Annotated in this window: 13 protein-coding genes; 8 read left to right on the forward strand and 5 right to left on the reverse strand. The window is 58.6% G+C overall.

Features of this window, described 5'->3' with window-relative positions; translation table 11 throughout:
* The first annotated feature begins 10 nt into the window (after positions 1 to 10).
* Entirely contained in the window at positions 11 to 3,448 is a 3,438-nt protein-coding gene (locus ACQKEK_RS07565) for a T6SS effector BTH_I2691 family protein (RefSeq protein ID WP_499141861.1), read from the forward strand.
* An 8-nt stretch (positions 3,449 to 3,456) separates the two neighbouring features.
* Positions 3,457 to 4,230, forward strand: coding sequence for a hypothetical protein (locus ACQKEK_RS07570; RefSeq protein ID WP_499141862.1), 774 nt, complete (start codon positions 3,457 to 3,459; stop codon positions 4,228 to 4,230).
* A 171-nt stretch (positions 4,231 to 4,401) separates the two neighbouring features.
* Here the strand turns inward: ACQKEK_RS07570 and ACQKEK_RS07575 are convergent, their stop codons facing one another.
* The gene (locus ACQKEK_RS07575; RefSeq protein ID WP_499141863.1) at positions 4,402 to 5,118 is read right to left on the reverse strand and encodes a UTRA domain-containing protein; all 717 of its coding nucleotides are present in this window, start codon (positions 5,116 to 5,118) and stop codon (positions 4,402 to 4,404) included.
* Positions 5,119 to 5,465: 347 nt separating this feature from the next.
* Here ACQKEK_RS07575 and ACQKEK_RS07580 point away from each other — a divergent pair, with 347 nt between their 5' ends.
* From ACQKEK_RS07580 to ACQKEK_RS07605, 6 genes are all read left to right on the forward strand, one after another.
* Positions 5,466 to 6,524 (forward strand): ABC transporter substrate-binding protein, encoded by a 1,059-nt coding sequence (locus ACQKEK_RS07580; protein ID WP_499141864.1) that lies wholly within the window; start codon positions 5,466 to 5,468, stop codon positions 6,522 to 6,524.
* Positions 6,525 to 6,767: 243 nt separating this feature from the next.
* The gene (locus ACQKEK_RS07585) at positions 6,768 to 7,571 is read left to right on the forward strand and encodes an alkaline phosphatase family protein (protein ID WP_499141865.1); all 804 of its coding nucleotides are present in this window, start codon (positions 6,768 to 6,770) and stop codon (positions 7,569 to 7,571) included.
* Positions 7,568 to 8,479, forward strand: coding sequence for an ABC transporter permease (locus ACQKEK_RS07590; protein ID WP_499141866.1), 912 nt, complete (start codon positions 7,568 to 7,570; stop codon positions 8,477 to 8,479). The genes ACQKEK_RS07585 and ACQKEK_RS07590 overlap by 4 nt, the downstream gene beginning before the upstream one ends.
* Positions 8,466 to 9,263 carry an ABC transporter permease gene (locus ACQKEK_RS07595; RefSeq protein ID WP_128121634.1) on the forward strand — a complete coding sequence of 266 codons (798 nt, stop codon included), beginning with the start codon at positions 8,466 to 8,468 and terminating at the stop codon, positions 9,261 to 9,263. Before ACQKEK_RS07590 ends, ACQKEK_RS07595 begins: the two co-directional genes overlap by 14 nt.
* Before the next feature lie 270 nt (positions 9,264 to 9,533).
* Positions 9,534 to 10,535 carry an ABC transporter ATP-binding protein gene (locus tag ACQKEK_RS07600; RefSeq protein WP_499141867.1) on the forward strand — a complete coding sequence of 334 codons (1,002 nt, stop codon included), beginning with the start codon at positions 9,534 to 9,536 and terminating at the stop codon, positions 10,533 to 10,535.
* Positions 10,535 to 11,188: an HAD family hydrolase gene (locus ACQKEK_RS07605; protein ID WP_463285424.1), complete on the forward strand. Its 654-nt coding sequence runs from the start codon at positions 10,535 to 10,537 to the stop codon at positions 11,186 to 11,188. The genes ACQKEK_RS07600 and ACQKEK_RS07605 overlap by 1 nt, the downstream gene beginning before the upstream one ends.
* A gap of 18 nt (positions 11,189 to 11,206) precedes the next feature.
* On the opposite strand, the gene ACQKEK_RS07610 is transcribed toward ACQKEK_RS07605, so the two are convergent.
* The 4 genes from ACQKEK_RS07610 to ACQKEK_RS07625 are packed head-to-tail and all read right to left on the reverse strand — an operon-like array spanning position 11,207 to position 17,329.
* Positions 11,207 to 12,403 carry a hybrid sensor histidine kinase/response regulator gene (locus ACQKEK_RS07610; protein WP_499141868.1) on the reverse strand — a complete coding sequence of 399 codons (1,197 nt, stop codon included), beginning with the start codon at positions 12,401 to 12,403 and terminating at the stop codon, positions 11,207 to 11,209.
* A gap of 3 nt (positions 12,404 to 12,406) precedes the next feature.
* A complete protein-coding gene (locus ACQKEK_RS07615; RefSeq protein WP_499141869.1) occupies positions 12,407 to 13,009 on the reverse strand; it encodes a chemotaxis protein CheB in 603 nt (200 codons plus the stop codon).
* Positions 13,006 to 13,824, reverse strand: a complete 819-nt coding sequence (locus ACQKEK_RS07620) for a CheR family methyltransferase (RefSeq protein ID WP_064480765.1) — start codon at positions 13,822 to 13,824, stop codon at positions 13,006 to 13,008. The genes ACQKEK_RS07615 and ACQKEK_RS07620 overlap by 4 nt, the downstream gene beginning before the upstream one ends.
* 1 nt (position 13,825) lies before the next feature.
* A complete protein-coding gene (locus tag ACQKEK_RS07625) occupies positions 13,826 to 17,329 on the reverse strand; it encodes a response regulator (protein WP_499141870.1) in 3,504 nt (1,167 codons plus the stop codon).
* Between the last annotated feature and the right edge of the window lie 30 nt (positions 17,330 to 17,359).

Here is a 17,359-nt window from a genome sequence, read left to right on the forward strand (position 1 = left end):
ACGGATTTCCATGAGCACGACGACCTCCGATACAACCTTGCAACAAGCCAAACGCAATCAGGCCTTCGAGAACAAGCCCGCCAATGCAAACGGCCAGTGCCCGCTAAAAGCAGTTGATATTGCAATCCATCCCGTTCGCTATTCGATAGATGAGTCACCGGCACGCGGCAGTGCACAAGGTCCAAACCCGCTGCCCAAAGGCTGGCCGAGCAACCACCTGCCGACGCTCAAGACGCGCAGTTATACCCTGCGCCAGCTCCGTGACGGCTGGCTTTATGTGTGGGATGAAACTGATCGCACCCTTCACGAATATCAGGTGAAGGGGCACCAGCTCATCCGCCACCAATGGGGCAGTGCACAGCTGGGCAAGGATGAACGAAACAACCCCGGTGACAGCAAACCCTACCTGCTTTACCCAAAGCGCAGCCGCCTGCTCATTGCCTATGCCCCGGTGCAGTGGACCTGGCGCTTGTGCGAAAAAATACGCAGCAATCCCCAGGAGCAAAGCCGTTGGATGCGCACCTTAAACCTGCCGCAATACTGCACCAAGATGCAGGCAGCACATGCCGCACCTATCCGCGAAATAGGCAGTGCTGTCGCCGACATCCTGGCAGGAGGGGAAGCCCCGACCTTCAAAAGCTGTCTAATAGCGACAAACCAAGACGACACGTCCCGCCCCTGCAAGAAGCCGATCGACCAAGCCCTTATTCTGGGCAGCGTACCTGATCAGGACAGCGCTCTCGTTGTCGCCCTAGACGATCCATTGGCCATCGTCGACGACCTAGCCATGAATCTGCAGGGGCGATGGGTGGAACTGGCAGCAGCAGAGACGCAGCATGCCAACAAGACCAATAGCGCCACCCTTATTCACGAGCTTTGCGGCGTCAAACTAGACCCCTTCATTCCCAAATCGGTATCAGCCAACCCAAGCCGCAAGCAGGCATTCATCAAGGATGCTCACGCCCTGCTCGATAGCGAGACACAGCTGCTCAATCACAGCGGCAGTGACGCGACCTTGACGCTCAAGTCGCTGCAAGTGCAGCGGGCTCAGCAGCAATTTCGTACGAATTGGGGCAACCCACCGTCGGGGCCAAAATGGCGCGCACTGGTAGAAGAATGGCAGCAGAAAAAAACCTGGCGCGAGGACGTTCGCTTCGATGAGGCCTTGAGTTATCTGCAAGAGCGCTCCGATGAAATGGAGCGCCTCAATGCCCACATCCAACGCAGCGAAAGCGACCTACTCGCCTGGCTGAAAAGCCTCAGCCCGAAAGCGGAAGAGGTTTTCTATGACCCCTGCCACCCGCAGCAATCGACCTATCTGCTGGACACCATGGCCAACCTGTACGAGCAATTGGGCGCGAGCGACACGGGCAAGCAATGGCTCTGCGAGCAGTACGGCAACCCCACTACGCTGGCAGGCCTGGCGCTGTTCAATTTCAACGCTGAGCTTTCCGCGCTGATCGACAAGATTTCCACCAACTTCACCACCTACGGCACCATCGACAATCTGGGACGGCAAAGCGACGGTAGCGGACAGGCCCACGGCGGGCTCTCCGACACCACCAGTGAAGTCAGTCGGGCCAACGAGGTGCAATCGGTACTAGATCTGCCGAGCGTACAAGCTAGTAACCTGTACAAGAGTCTTTCCGAGCCAGGCAAGCGTGCCTTCGAGACCTTGCGCGCCGTAGTGGGGCAAAAAGCCAAGGACAGCTGGAACCTGATGGCCTTTGTTCTACTCCCTGCCTTGAGCACGAAATTTGCGCCCAAGGTTCGAATCTTTGCCTTCAGCGTCACCCAGGTCTTGGTTTCTACGGAAATCTCCACACAGACGCGTTTGATTCTGAATGCCGAGTTCACGAAGAAGAACCGTCAATGGCAAATGCAGGTTGCTCAGCTCGAGAAGAATATCAAGGGCCTGCAACGCGCTCTTTCTCTACCCGGTGAAGGCCCCGACAAACGCTCGGCACGCATACAGTTGCTCGGGCTGGAACAAAAGCGCGAGACGCTGAACCTGCAAAGGCCTAACGAGGTAATCGGTAGTGTCGTCACCGAAACCACGATCACCAAGGTACAAACCCGCCAAGTGAACATGTGGCTCGCGACACTTGGCCAGTCAGAGCTTCTAGATCAATTGCAGCTCAAAGCAAAAAGTTCGGCGGGCTACGCAGCCCGCAGCCGTCAGTGGATGAACAGGGAGCTCGGCGGCAGCTTGCCCGTACTGGTCGCTGGTCTGAATGTGTGGAACTTCATCAATAGCCTGGATAAAGCACGGAATGAGGGCATTTTCAGTGAGGATGAGCTGCGTACAGTAGGGGCCAACGCCGCCTATACCGCCAACGCATTGATGGCACTCTGGACGGTGCCGGCGTGGAACAAATGGGCGAATATGCAAGGAGCCCTTAGAACAAGAACATCACTACTGGCCAAAGCAGGGGTCAGCACTTGGCTGAAAGCCGGAAGCACAGAATTTTCGGGCCTGGCTCGCAAACTGGTGTTACGCACCATGGGCATGGCCGCTTTCGGCGCTATAGCTGCGGGAGTTGAGGCTTGGCAGGTTTCCAAAGACATTAGTAATGCGACCAGTTCTGAAGAGAAATATGCTCAAAGCACGAAACTGGTTGCGCTGCTATTCATGTCATCAGTAGGTGGCGTCCAACTCGTCGGCAGTGCCCTGGGCTTCTGGTTCGGTTTTGCCTGGGTCATGTCCAATCCGGTAACTATCATCATCGCGCTGCTCGGCGTGATCTACCTTATCTCCAGCATGGTCGCGAACCAGTACAAGCGTGAGGGTCTGCGGCTTTGGCTGTATCGCAGCAGTTGGGGCAGATCCCCCTCCTGGACGTACAGCGACGAGGATCACAAAGACGAGCTGCGCACCCTGAAAGAAATCTGCCTGCGCCCAAGCCTGGCGGCTCGCGCCTCCACCTTGCCATACTACGACCGTGGCCCGCGCATCTATACCGGCTTCTGGCTACAGCTCCTACTGCCGTCCGATCTGGCGGGAACAGCCGTGAAGCTGCAGCCAGCCATGGTCGACAGCGGCTGGTTTTCCGACAGCCTGATGCAAGGCATGGCAGACAGGTTCTACGATCAATTCCTCGAAGGCCACTGGGCGCCCATCGAACAATTTGGCCAACCGCCCGCACGGCGTCCCAATGGGCCGCTGCCCGGTGACACCCTTTACCCCAAGGACACACAGCATCGCCTATGGCAAACCTGGATCGCCTACCAGCGACCACCCGTGCTGGAATTGGAAGTTCGCTACCCGGAGCAGATTCTGGAAAGCGCCAACGGCCGGGGCTACATGTTCCGCGTGGGCATAGGCGCCTCATCCTCGGAGGCGGATATGAAGAGCGATGCTTTCAGCAAGGAACCCGATACCGATATGGTGCTTTCTTCACAAAACACCCGATTACTCCGCTTGCAGGTGCCACACACGAGTGAATGATTAAGCTTATGAGCAGCACATTGAACAGATTTCTACAAACTCTTCCCTGGGATCAGCCCATCAAACTTCCCGACAACCATCAGTGGAAGTACGCTAATCAACCTGCATTGCTAGACTGGAGGATCAAGGCACGCCCTTACAACACAACCGTTGCCAATAGCATGTTTATCTTCATACTATGCGCAACTTTAATTTTTAGCTATTTTTTGCTATACGAAAATGCGAAATTCTCATTAATTGAAACCATCTTTATTGCTGCGCCAGGTTTTCTTCTTTTTTTCTTAGCTTTATATGGCACAACTCATCAAAAAACAAAATTCGCTTATCGCCTGACCGAAACAGGCATAGAGGTCTGCGAATGGAAAGCCCCTGGCAAAGGCTGGATAATTGCCTTGAAATGGCTGACGGTTATCGCTGCGATCGCCGTCTTATTCATCATCGCACTTGATCCATCGACATTTTGGATAGCACTCGCCGGGCCTGGCAGTATCGGGTTGATTTATCTGACAATGGCAAATTCAAAGAAATTTCAAGAATTCCACACAAGCCTTCATACGTATGAATATCAATGGAGTGAGTTCAAAAATATTACCCTGGACCGGCCTAAGAACATAATTTGTCTTGAAACATCTTGGCTCAGCCCGCACTCAAATGAATATGTAGATTGGCCATTTTATATATTCTCAGATAAACGCAACTTCGAGAAACACGCTAGTCTTGTCCGCAAACTACTAAACGAACTGCCCCTCAAACAAGAGAGCATTTCAGTACTGCAGTTCTAGCTTCGGAATCCAATACCACTATGTTGCTCACTTCACAAAGCGCCCGATTGGTCCCTCTGCAGGTGCCACATGCGAGTGAATGACTGTATGTGAGCAGTACCTTGAACAAATCCCTACAGACTGGATGATCGCCTGGGAATGGCCGGCAGCTGTAGCTCTAACTCAATCATCCTACTCCGGCACCTCCACACACACATGAATCGCATCATGCCGCCAGTACTCCACGTCGCAGTCAATGATCCGCTCATGCTGATCGCGGTTCAGACGGGTGATGCGCAGGGCTGGGCTACCGGGGGCGGTGCGCAGGGTTGATGCGGCTTCGGGGTGCAGGGCGGTGGGGACCATGTCGAAGCGGACGCGACCGTAATGGATGCCGTATTCGCTGGCGTACAGCTCGGTAAGTGAGCAGGTCAGGTCGTACTTTAGGATGCCCGGGAAGTGGGCTGGGTTCAGGTAGTGCTCGACGTAGAGTACGAGGCGGCCGTCGATGCGGCGTGCGCGGCGGATCTGGATGACGCTCGATAACGCCGCAAGCTCCAGGCGCGAACAAATCTCCGCAGTAGCAGGCTGCAGCCTTGCCGACAGCACCTCGGTAGCAGGCAAACGGCCCTGTTCGCCCACCATCGCGTGGAAATGGCTCCGCACCAGTGGGTTGTAGAGCACCCGAGGTGGCGACACGAACCAGCCACGACGGTCTTCGCGATAGATCATGCCGAGGGATTCCAGCTGCCCCAAGGCTTCGCGTAGCGTGATGCGTGTGGTGGCGAACAGCTCACTGAGCTTTCGCTCGGACGGCAACTGCCCGCCCGGCTGCAGCAAGCCATGACGGATCTGTTCCTGTAGCGAGCTACAGATCGCCGTCACCGTCCGCGGCACTTCATCGCGCATCGTCTTTTCTCACTGGACTATACCAAGGACCAAAGCGGGGCACGGGCTGCCGTCTTTTCCCGTTTGATGGCGGGTAACGCTAGAGCGTAACGATGACTGTCGCATGACAATGCAGCGGCAAAACAGCCAGCTAACCGTATAGATAACGCGGTGCACTACGGACAAAAAACTGTGCAGGCCTTTTCAGGCAGGGTTTTGCGGGTGCGCTAGGCTTGTTACGGCACTCCTGTCGCAGTGTCGCCCGTTACGGCGATGGCGGAGGTAACGACATCAAACTGTCACTTGCACCCCCTAGCTTGGTTGCATCGAACTGATCTAGACCAACCGACCTGCGAAAGGAGCTTCGAATGAAACGACTGCTGCTGGCTTCACTACTGGGATCAGCGATCGCCCTGGCGACATCGGCGAACGCTGCACAAACGGATCTGAAAGCGCTCGAAGAGGCGGCTCGCGCAGAAGGTGAGGTCAATAGCGTCGGCATGCCGGACAGCTGGGCCAACTGGAAGGATACCTGGCAGGACCTTGAGCAAAAGTACGGTCTCAAGCATATGGACACCGACATGAGTTCGGCCCAGGAGATCGCCAAGTTCGCAGCCGAAAAAGACAACGCCACGGCCGACATCGGTGACGTCGGCGCGGCCTTCGGGCCGATCGCCGTTCAGCAAGGTGTTACCCAGCCATATAAGCCCACTACATGGGACCAGATTCCCGAGTGGGCCAAGGACAAGGACGGGCACTGGATACTGGCCTATACCGGCTCCATCGCCTTTATCGTCAACAAGCAGCTGGTCAAGGATGTGCCGACCTCCTGGGCCGAGCTGAAGGATGGTCAGTACAAAGTCGCCATCGGCGATGTCAGCGCTGCTGCACAAGCGGTCAATGGCGTACTGGCCGCGGCCATCGCCAACGGTGGGGACGAGACGAATATCCAGCCGGGCCTGGATTATTTCGCCGACATCGCCAAGCAGGGCCGCTTGTCGCTGTCGAACCCGACGATCCAGACGCTGGAACGCGGCGAAGTGGAAGTGGGTGTGGTCTGGGACTTCAATGGCCTGTCGTACCGCGACCAGATCGATCCCAGCCGCTTCGAGGTCGTGATTCCGTCCGATGGCTCGGTGATTTCCGGCTACACGACCATCATCAACAAGTGGGCCAAACACCCCAACGCCGCCAAGCTCGCCCGCGAATACATTCTCTCCGATGCCGGGCAGATCAACCTGGCCAAGGGCAACGCCCGGCCGATCCGCGCCGAGCAGCTGACACTGCCCGCCGAGGTGCAGGCCAAGCTGCTGCCGAACGAGCAGTACGTCAAGGTCAAGCCGATCGAGAACGCCGAGGCCTGGGAAGCAACTTCCAAGGCCCTACCGCAGCAGTGGCAGGAAAACGTGATCATCGAAATGGAGTGATCGGCTGCTAACCGACAGGATCGTAGGGTGGCGAGCGGCGCCCCACTTCAGCCCGCCAGCACGCAGGCGGTGGGCTGAAGCCCACCCTACGACGCGCACCAAGTGTGCCGGACGACGGGTTGGGTCGGTTTTTTGTAGGGTGGGCTTTAGCCCACCAGAGAAAGCCCCGCCGAAGAAATGGTGGGCTGAAGCGGAGCGCCGGCCGGCCCACCCTACGGCCCACTCCTGATGAGGAAATGTCCAATGGGAAAAGCCATCCTCGTTGTGCTCGACGGCCTCAGCTATCAGGTCGCAGAGCACGCACTCGGCCATCTGCAGGCCTATTGCGTGGCCGGCCGTGGCGCGCTGTACCGCTTGGAATGTGAATTACCCGCGCTGTCTCGCCCCCTTTATGAATGCATCCTGACCGGCGTGACACCAATCGACAGTGGCGTGGTGCATAACGACGTGGTGCGGCTATCCACCGAGCGCAGCATCTTCCATTACGCCCGCGACGCTGGTTTGAGCACAGCGGCCGCGGCCTATCACTGGGTCAGCGAGCTCTATAACCGCGCGCCTTTCCTGGCGGCACGCGATCGTCATAGCGAAACGCCCGAACTGCCGATCCAGCACGGTCACTTCTACTACGAGGATCACTACCCCGATTCGCATTTGTTTGCTGACGCGGAAAGCCTGCGGCTGCGGTTCAGTCCCGACTTCCTGCTGGTACATCCGATGAACATCGACGACGCCGGCCACAAGCACGGCCTGGATTCGTCCCAGTATCGCAACGCCGCGCGCCGCGCCGATATCCTCCTCGCCGACCACCTGCAGCGCTGGCTGGACGATGGTTACCAAGTCATGGTGACGGCCGATCACGGCATGAACAACGATCGCTCCCACAACGGCCTATTGCCCGAGGAGCGCGAGGTGCCACTGTTCGTGCTGGGTTCAGCTTTCAGCCTCGACCCAGGCGCACGGCCGAAACAGACCGAGTTATGCGGAACATTATGCGAGTTGCTCGGCGTGGCCCATGACAAGCCCCTGTGCCAGGACTTGCTGAAATGAGCGCGCCGCTTGAAGACAATCTCAAGACTGCAGCCATTCGAGACGGTGCTGTCCCTAGAATCGCAAACCGTCAGGCGCCGCGCGGCAAATGGCTGGCGCTGCTCTGCCTGCTGCCGTTCGCCGTGTTCTTTTTCGCCTTTCAGATTGCCCCGTTGCTGTGGGTCACGCTCAACAGCCTGAACACGGCGGACGGCTGGAGCCTGGCCAATTTCGAGAAAATCTTCGGCTCCAAGTTCTATCTACAGGCTATCAAGCACAGCTTGCAGATCGCCTTCTGGTCCAGCCTGTTCGGCATCGTCATCGCCATCCTCGGTAGCTACTCGCTGCGCCAGGTCGATTCGAAGTTGCGCGACTTCGTCATGGCCTTTTCCAACATGACCAGCAACTTCGCCGGGGTACCGCTCGCGTTCGCCTTCGTCATTCTGCTCGGCTTCAACGGGGCGCTGACGATCCTGCTCAAGCAGGCCGGCATCATCGAGGACTTCAATCTCTACTCCAAGACCGGACTGATCGTGCTCTACACCTACTTTCAGATCCCGCTGGGCGTGCTGCTGCTCTACCCCGCCTTCGATGCACTGCGCGAGGACTGGCGTGAGTCAGCCTCGTTGCTGGGTGCGGGCACCTGGGGCTACTGGCGTTATATCGGCCTGCCGGTACTGACGCCGGCACTGCTGGGCACCTTCGTCATCCTGCTGGCCAATGCGCTGGGGGCCTATGCCACGGTTTATTACCTCACCACCGGCAACTTCAACGTGTTGCCGATCCGCATCGCGGCGATGATTTCCGGCGACATTTCCCTCGATCCGAACATGGCGAGCGCATTGGCGATGGTATTGGTTGGGTTGATGGGCGTGATCACCGTGGCGCATCAGCTGCTGCTCAGGAGGAGCTACCATGCGGGCCGCTGAAGCCAAACGCGGTGCGCTGTACCACCGCACGGTGGTGTGGCTGCTGTTCCTCATCTTGTTGCTACCCCTGGCAGCGACCTTTCTCTACTCGATCTCAAGCAGTTGGTCAGCGACCATCCTGCCGGACGGGCTGACGTTCGACTGGTATGTGCAGCTCTGGAGTGAAGAGCGCTTCCTGCGCGCATTCGCCCAGTCCTTGCTGGTCTGCCTCGGGGCGCTGACCCTGGCGGTGGTGCTGATCCTGCCGCTGTTGTTCGTCGTGCATTACCACTTTCCCAAGCTCGACGGGCTGATGAACATCCTGATCCTGCTGCCGTTTGCCGTGCCGCCGGTGGTGTCCTCGGTCGGCCTGTTGCAGCTCTATGGCTCCGGGCCGCTGGCCATGGTTGGCACGCCATGGATCCTGATTGGCGCCTACTTCACCATTGCGCTGCCATTCATGTATCGCGCGATCAGCAACAACCTGCAGGCGATCAATCTGCGCGACCTGATGGATGCCGCCCACCTGCTCGGTGCCAGCACCTGGAAGGCGGCGTTTCTGGTGGTGCTGCCGAACCTGCGCAAGGGGCTGATGGTGTCGCTGTTCCTGTCGTTTTCGTTTCTGTTCGGCGAGTTCGTCTTTGCCAACCTGCTGGTCGGCACGCGCTACGAAACCTTGCAGGTGTACCTCAACAACATGAAAAACAGCAGCGGCCATTTCAACAGTGCGCTGGTGATTTCCTACTTCTTCTTCGTGCTGGTGTTCACCTGGGCGGCGACCCGGTTGAACCAGAACAAGCCCTGAGGGGACGTGTTAGCAAGAGGGCCTGGCTAGGTCGGCGTTTCCTCGGTGGGCTGAAGCCCACCCTACGTGACTCACCGGGCGTGCCGGGAGGTGGGCTCGAGATTTTGTAGGGTGGGCTTTAGCCCACCAGAGAGAGCCCCGCCGAAGAAGCGTTGGGCTGAAGCCCACCCTACGCAATAGCAGCGGGGCGGCTGAAATGGAGCACCTCATTGCCCACCCTTTTAAGACTGACTACGACCACCGCTGCGGCTATTCGAGACAGGAACATTCATGAGCTACCTCAGCATTCGCAACCTGCACAAATCCTATGGCGACACCCAGGTCTTCACCGATATCGACTGCGAGATAGCCAAAGGAGAGCTGATTACATTGCTCGGCCCCTCAGGCTGTGGCAAGTCCACACTACTACGCTGCATCGCCGGGCTCACCGAGGTGGATGGCGGACAAATCTTGCTGGATGGCGAGGATCTGGTGCCCATCTCACCGCAAAAGCGCCAGATCGGCATGGTCTTCCAGAGTTACGCATTGTTTCCCAACATGACGGTGGAACAGAACGTCTCCTTCGGTCTGCGCATGCAGAAGATTGCCAGCGATGAAAGCGCCAGGCGGGTGGCCGAGGTGCTGGCGATGGTCGAGCTAGGCGACTTCGCCCGCCGCTACCCGAGCCAGCTCTCCGGCGGGCAATGCCAGCGGGTGGCCCTCGCACGCTCGCTGGTCACCCGCCCTCGCCTGCTGCTGCTGGACGAACCCCTGTCGGCGTTGGATGCGCGTATCCGCAAGCACCTGCGTGAACAGATCCGTGCGATCCAGCAGGAGTTGGGGCTGACCACGATCTTCGTAACCCATGATCAGGAAGAAGCACTGACGCTGTCTGATCGCATCCTCCTGATGAACGCCGGACGCATCGTCCAGAGCGCCGATGCCGAGACCCTGTACACCGCGCCCGTGAGTGCCTTCGCCGCTGGCTTTATCGGCAACTACAACCTGCTCGCCGCCGACGTCGCCTCACGATTGTTGCAACGCCCTGTCCATTCGAAAGTGGCGATCCGACCGGAAGCCATTGCGCTGGTCAATTCATCAGGAAGCAACGAGGGGATCGCGGCGGTCATCAAGAGCCACAGCCTGCTGGGCAATGTGATCCGCTACCGCGTCGAAGCGCGCGACGTCGACCTGATGGTGGACGTGCTAAACCGCTCTGCCGCCGATCTCTATCCCCACGGCCGCCAGGTAAGCCTTACCATCGACGCTTCGGCAATTCACGAGGTGGCTTGATGGCACTGGCAATTTTTGACCTGGACGAAACCTTGATCGATGGTGATTGCGCCAGCCTATGGGCGCACGAAATGGCCAAAATTGGCTGGGTGGACGGGGAATCCTTTCTACGCAAGGACGCCGAGCTGATGGCCGAATACGCCTTCGGCACGCTGGCGATGGAAGACTACATGGCCTTCAGCCTGACGCCGCTGGTGGGCCGTACGGCTGAAGAAGTGGCTCATGTTGTCGAGCCCTTCGTTGAAGATGTGATCGAGCCGCTGATCTACAGCGATGCCATGCGCCAGGTCGCTCAGCACCGCAAGGCGGGTGACCGCATCCTGGTGATCTCCGCTTCGGCAGCGTTTCTGGTCGAAGCAGTGGCCAGCCGACTCGGCATCGGGGATGTGCTGGCGATTCAGTTGGAAGAACAGCACGGTTTCTACAGTGGCAACACCCGTGGGGTGCTCACCTACCGAGAAGGCAAAGTCAGTCGGTTGCGCGAGTGGGCTGAGGCTGAGGGTGAATCGCTGGAAGGGGCGTATTTCTACTCCGACTCGATCAACGATCTGCCGCTGCTCGAGCAAGTGGCGCACCCACACGTGGTGAATCCTGATCCACTGTTGCGCGAGCAAGCGGAGGCCAAGGGCTGGCCGCAACTGAGCTGGGCCTGAGTTTCGCCCGGGGCCGCCTCAGGCTCCGGCGTTCAGCGGCAGCAGAACACGGAACAGCGCGCCCTTTCCCTCTTCGCTCTCGACCTGAATGAGTCCGCTGTGCGCCTTGATGATCTGCTCGGCGATGAACAACCCGAGCCCGAGCCCGGCGCTACTCTCGCTACCTTCAGCTCGCTCGAACTGACAGAAGATTCGCTCCAAACTCTTCTGGCTGATACCGATGCCGTGATCGCGCACCTCGATGCAGGCGCCCGCTGCGGTAGTACTGACGTTCACCTGCACCGGTTTGCCGGCGCCGTAACGCATGGCATTGGTCAATAGGTTCGCCAACACCTGCTCGATACGAAACTCGTCCCAAAGGCCGATCACCGGCTCCGGACGCTGGAACAGCAATGTGCAACCACTCGCTTCCATCTGCGGGGCGAAATTCTCCACCACGCTGGCTACTAGCTTTCCCAGATCCACCTGCGTCGGCCGAATCGACAGTTTGCCGGTACGGATCCGCGAGACATCGAGCATGTCGTCGATCAGCCGGATCAGGCTCTGGATCTGCCGTTCATCCTTGTCGACCATCTGTTGCAGCTTGTCATCGCTGAACGCAGCAAGGTTCTTGCGGCCAAGCTGCAGCTTGCGCAACTGCACTTCGAGGATGAGGGTGTTGAGCGGCGTCTTCAGCTCATGGGAAACGATGGACATGAAGTCATCGCGCATACGCACCGCATTCTCTAGCTCGACCTTGGTGCTGCGCAGCTCGTCGAGCAACACTTCCTGCTCGCGGCGACTGCGCTCCAGCTCTTCCAGCTGACGCGCCAGGCGCTTGCGATTGCGATACAGGTCGACGAACACGCTGACCTTGCTGCGCACTGCATGGGTATCCAAGGGCTTCTGCATGAAGTCGACGGCGCCGCTCTCGTAGCCCTTGAATGCGTAGTCGAGCTCGCGTCCGGCCGCGCTGACGAAGACGATCGGAATCTGCTTGGTGCGCTCGGTGCTGCGCATCAGTTCGGCCAACTGAAAGCCGTCCATGCCAGGCATCTGTACGTCAAGTATGGCCAGCGCGAACTCATGGCGTAGCAGCAGCTCGAGCGCCTGCTCAGCCGACTCAGCCTGATGCACGTGGATACCTGGGCCTTTCAGCAGCGCATCCAACGCCAGCAGGTTCTCAGGTAGGTCATCGACTATCAGCAGGTTCGCTTCATCGGTGTGTTCGAGCATGGGTCACTCCAGTTCACGCAACAGTCGATGGATATCGCGCAAGGGCAAAATGTAATCCGGCGCGAAGCGCTGGAGTGCTGCAAGTGGCATGGTCGGGACCTCGGCTTCGCCAGGGTCCTGAACAATTGTGAGGCCGCCGGCCTGCTTGATCGCCTCAAGACCGGCGGCGCCGTCCTCGTTGGCGCCTGTCAGAAGAATCCCGGCGACACGCTCGCCCCAGGCATCAGCCGCCGACTCGAAGAGCACGTCGATTGAGGGCCTGGAGAAATGCATCGCATCATCCTGGCTAAGCGACAGGCTCATGTCCGCCTCGACCAACAGGTGATAACCCGGCGCTGCGAAGTAGAGCGTGCCGCCGCAAATGGGCTCCTTGTCGCCCGCTTCCTTCACAGCCAGATCGGTTTTGCGTTGGAAGATTTCGACCAGCTGCGTTGGTCCGGTTGCCGGCACGTGCTGAACCATCAGCAGCGGCAAGCGATAGGTTCGAGGCAACCCGTTCACCAACGCGCTGAGCGCAGCCAAACCGCCGGCGGACGCACCGATTACCACGGCATCCACGGGTCGGTCGAGCGGTTGAGAAAAGGCTTCGGCGGCAGTGAGCGTCATAGTTTGCGGAACACCCTTTCCGGCTTGTCGAACGCCTCGAACTGTTCGGCATACCCGGAAAACTCAACGGTTTCCTTGCTGCCAAGACCGAGAAACCCGCGGTGGCAGAGCGAGTCGTAGAACAGGCCGAAGGCGCGGTTCTGCAGCGGCTTGTTGAAGTAGATCAGCACGTTGCGGCAGGAAATCAACTGGGTCTCGGCGAAAACGCTATCGGTCGCCAAACTGTGATCGGCGAACGTGATGTTTTCTTTCAATGACTTATCCATGATTGCCGAGTCATAGGCCGCCGTATAGTAATCGCTCAGGCTGTGCTTGCCACCGGCACCTTGATAGTTACTGGTGTACTGGCGCATGTTGTCGATGTTGAAGATGCCCTGGCGCGCACGTTCGAGTGACCTTGGATTGATGTCGGTCGCGTACAAGATAGTGCGATCGAGCAATCCTTCTTCTTTGAGCAAGATGGCCATCGAGTAGACCTCTTCGCCCGTGCTGCAGCCGGCAATCCAGATCTTCAATGACGGATAGGTGCACAACACCGGTATCACTTGCTCGCGCAACGCCAGGTAATAGCTGGGGTCGCGGAACATCTCGCTCACCGGAATGGTGAGAAACTGCAGCAGCTCCATGAACGCCTGCGGATCGTAGAGAATCCGGCGCTGGAGCTCCGAGATGTTCTCGCACTGCATCTGCTTGAGCGCCAGCAACACGCGGCGCTTGAGCGAAGCACTGGAGTAGTCGCGAAAATCGTAGCTGTAGCGCAGGTAGATCGCTTCGATCAGCAGCTTCAGCTCGATGGCCTGGTTGCGGTCCGGCATGTCACAGCAGCTCCACTTTCGGCAGCCAGACACGGATCAGCGAGAACAGACGGTCCAGATCGATGGGCTTGGCCAAGTAATCGTTGGCACCCGACCGCAGGCAGCGATCCTGATCGTCTTTCATCGCCTTGGCGGTCACTGCGATGATCGGCAGTTTGGCGAAGCGCGGATCCTTGCGGATCTCCTGCATGGCAGTGAATCCATCCATCTCCGGCATCATGATGTCCATCAGCACCAGATCGATGTCGCCGACATTCTGCAACTGAGCGATGGCTTCGTGACCGTTGCGGGCGATCTCGATCAGCGCGCCCTTCTGCTCCAGTGCGCTGGTCAAGGCGAAAACGTTACGCACGTCGTCGTCGACCACCAGGATCTTGCGGCCCTCGAAAGCCTTTTCTCGGCTGCGCACGCTTTTGAGCATCTTCTGCCGCTCCGGTGGCATATCGGATTCGACCTTGTGCAGGAACAACGTGACTTCGTCGAGCAGGCGCTCCGGCGACCGTGCGCCTTTGATGATGATCGAGCGCGAATATTTCAGCAGCGCACCCTCTTCGTCGCGAGTCAGGTTGCGTCCGGTATAAACGATGACCGGTGGGAAGGAGCAGATGTCTTCACGCGCCATGCGTTCGAGCAGCTCGTGGCCGTCCATGTCCGGCAGCTTGAGGTCGATGATCATGCAATCGAACACAGTGGAACGCAGCAGCTCCAGGGCCTGCTCGCCGAACTCCACGGCGGTGATTTCGATGTCCACGTCCTCGATCAGCCGCGACACGCTTTCACGCTGACGCGCGTCATCTTCGACCAGCAGGATACGTTTGACCTTCTGCTCCAGCTTGGCTTCGAACAGGCCGAACACGGCCTTGAGGTCCTCGCGGGTGGTCGGCTTGGTTGCATAGCCGATGGCACCCATCTGTAACGCAGCTTCCTTGCGGTCTTCCACCGACACGATATGCACCGGAATGTGCCGTGTGATGGGGTTTTCCTTGAGCCGTTCGAGCACCGTAAGACCGGAATGGTCCGGCAGCCGCATGTCCAACAGGATCGCATCGGGACGGTACTGCACAGCCGTGTCGAAACCGTGATCGGCGTTCTGTGCGATCAGACAGCTGTACTTCAGTTCATGGGCCAGGTCTCGAAGGATGCCGGCAAATTGCGGCTCATCTTCGATCACCAGCACCGAACGCTCGAACGGGAAGCGCTCGCGGTCATCCGTAAGGGTCGCCACGCCCTGCTCCGGCACCGGTCTCGGTGTCGCGGTGATCGGCGTCGCAACCGGTGCCGGCGCGTCCGGGATATTGAACGACTTCGGCTCAGGCAACGGCTCGGGTTCCTGCTCGGCCACCGGGGCGCTGTAGTTCTCCGGAACGATCAATGTGAACACACTGCCGGCGCCCGGTTCGCTACTGACTTCAATGGTGCCGCCGAGCAGTTGGGCCAGCTCACGGGAAATGGATAAGCCCAGCCCGGTGCCGCCATAACGCCGGTTGGTGGTGCCATCGGCCTGACGGAAGGCCTCGAAGATGACTTCCTGCTGGTCGGCAGGGATACCGATTCCGGAATCACGCACGGCAAAGGCTATCTGTTGGTCGTCACGACGCGTCACCCGAAGTTCTACCGAGCCCTTCTCGGTGAACTTGAAAGCGTTGGACAGAAGGTTCTTGAGAATCTGCTCCAGCCGCTGGCGGTCGGTATAGAGGCTCGGCGGCAAGTCCTCGGCCAGCTCGACATTGAACTGCAGCGACTTTTCCAGCGCTTGGGCGAGAAACAGGCTCTTCAGGCCATCGACCAGTCGCGTGAGAATCAACAGCTCGGGATGGACATCCAGCTTGCCGGCCTCGACCTTCGAGATATCCAGAATGTCGTTGATCAGATTAAGCAGGTCATTACCCGCCGAATAGATCGAGCGCGCAAACTGCACCTGGTCTTCCTGCAGATTGCCGTGCGGATTGTCGGCCAGCAATTTAGACAGAATCAGCGAGCTGTTCAGCGGCGTGCGCAGCTCGTGGGACATGTTGGCGAGGAATTCCGATTTGTAACGACTGGCGCGCTGCAACTCATCGGCGCGCTCTTCGAGCATCAACTGCACTTCGTGCAGCCGGTTGTTCTTGAGATCCATCTGGTCGCGCTGGCGGGCGAGCTCTTCGGAGTGCTCCGCAAGTTGCTCGTTGGTCTGTTCCAGCTCGGCCTGCTGCTCTTCCATGTGCGCCTGCGACTCGCGCAAGGCGTTGGATTGCTCCTCGAGCTCTTCATTGGCCGCGCGCAGCTCTTCTTGCTGGACCTGTAATTCCTCGTTGAGCTGCTGGGTTTCAGCAAGCATGCGCTGCAGTCGCTGGCGATAGCGTGCAGCCTCGATAGCCGAGCCGATATTTTCGCTGACCCGCCGCAGCAACTCATTGTCCTCGTCACGCAGGGGTCGCAAGAAGCCGACTTCCAGCACGGCGTTGAGCATGCCGCTGTCTTCCACCGGGAAGATCAGTACGGACGAGGCGGCGGCGCTGCCCAGCGCCGAACTCACGTTCAGATAACCCTGCGGCACATTGTCGAGCTGCACTACGCGACGTTCCAACGCCACCTGGCCCACCAATCCCTCGCCCAGCTCAAGATTGCGGCCGGCATGCAACCGGTCCCGATCCCAGCCGAATTCCGCAACCCGCTGCAGTTTGCCTTCCTGGGTGACATACAGCGCCCCGACCGCAACGCCGAGGTAGCGCGCCAAGAAACCAAGCACATTCTGGCCCAGCGTTGGCAAGGCCTGCTCGCCGATCATAGACTCGCTGAGCTGGGTCTGACCGTTTCGATACCAGGCCTGCTTTTCCAGTGCGGCGGCATGCGCCTGTTGCTGTTGGAGCGACTCCGAATAGCTGTCCGACAAACTGATCAGGTCGCGCCGCCCGAAATAGACCAGCAGGCCGCTGAAAATCAGACTGAACAGCAGAAACCCGCCGATCAGCGCGGTGGTGATCGTTTCGGACGTATCGGTACGTTCGGCTCGGATTTGTCGTTCGTAGGCAATGAAGTCGTTGAGCAGCCGACGCTGTTCCTCTTTCAGCTTCAACCCTTCCTGACTGCGCACATATTCAACAACGGATTCGTTGCGAGCCCTGCGGGCGATCGCCTCCTCGGAAAACGCCACCCATCGCTCATGCAGCCGACTAATGCGCTCGACACGATTCAGCTGTACCGGATCGTCGGCGGCGTAGTCGGTAATCAGGTCCAACTGGTTCTCGAGTACTGGCAGTTCGTTTCGGTAGGGTTCGAGAAAAGCATCGTCCCCGGCAATCAGATAGCCTCGCATCGAGGCTTCCAGGTCACCCATCACTTTCAGCATGTCGTGAGCGTAAGCAACGCCCACCACGGAGCGCTCGACCCAGTGACTGACGTTGAGCAGGAAGTAAACAATGGCGCTGAAGAAAAACGCGCTTAGGAAACCGAAACCGAGGGGCACTGCCACGTTGCGGTTGAGGATTCGCTTGAAGTGATTCTGATCTATGAAAGAGTCGCCCATCTGGTTCCTTCCTGGGTACTGTACGAGCAA

Origin of the sequence: Pseudomonas sp. NPDC077408, from assembly GCF_050269105.1 — a bacterium.
Classification (GTDB): Bacteria; Pseudomonadota; Gammaproteobacteria; order Pseudomonadales; family Pseudomonadaceae; genus Stutzerimonas.

Coding starts and splice junctions, on each gene's coding strand:
- ACQKEK_RS07565 (WP_499141861.1), top strand. CDS start 11: ATGAGCACGACGACCTCCGATACAACCTTGCAACAAGCCAAACGCAAT.
- ACQKEK_RS07570 (WP_499141862.1), top strand. CDS start 3,457: ATGAGCAGCACATTGAACAGATTTCTACAAACTCTTCCCTGGGATCAG.
- ACQKEK_RS07575 (WP_499141863.1), bottom strand. CDS start 5,118: ATGCGCGATGAAGTGCCGCGGACGGTGACGGCGATCTGTAGCTCGCTA.
- ACQKEK_RS07580 (WP_499141864.1), top strand. CDS start 5,466: ATGAAACGACTGCTGCTGGCTTCACTACTGGGATCAGCGATCGCCCTG.
- ACQKEK_RS07585 (WP_499141865.1), top strand. CDS start 6,768: ATGGGAAAAGCCATCCTCGTTGTGCTCGACGGCCTCAGCTATCAGGTC.
- ACQKEK_RS07590 (WP_499141866.1), top strand. CDS start 7,568: ATGAGCGCGCCGCTTGAAGACAATCTCAAGACTGCAGCCATTCGAGAC.
- ACQKEK_RS07595 (WP_128121634.1), top strand. CDS start 8,466: ATGCGGGCCGCTGAAGCCAAACGCGGTGCGCTGTACCACCGCACGGTG.
- ACQKEK_RS07600 (WP_499141867.1), top strand. CDS start 9,534: ATGAGCTACCTCAGCATTCGCAACCTGCACAAATCCTATGGCGACACC.
- ACQKEK_RS07605 (WP_463285424.1), top strand. CDS start 10,535: ATGGCACTGGCAATTTTTGACCTGGACGAAACCTTGATCGATGGTGAT.
- ACQKEK_RS07610 (WP_499141868.1), bottom strand. CDS start 12,403: ATGCTCGAACACACCGATGAAGCGAACCTGCTGATAGTCGATGACCTA.
- ACQKEK_RS07615 (WP_499141869.1), bottom strand. CDS start 13,009: ATGACGCTCACTGCCGCCGAAGCCTTTTCTCAACCGCTCGACCGACCC.
- ACQKEK_RS07620 (WP_064480765.1), bottom strand. CDS start 13,824: ATGCCGGACCGCAACCAGGCCATCGAGCTGAAGCTGCTGATCGAAGCG.
- ACQKEK_RS07625 (WP_499141870.1), bottom strand. CDS start 17,329: ATGGGCGACTCTTTCATAGATCAGAATCACTTCAAGCGAATCCTCAAC.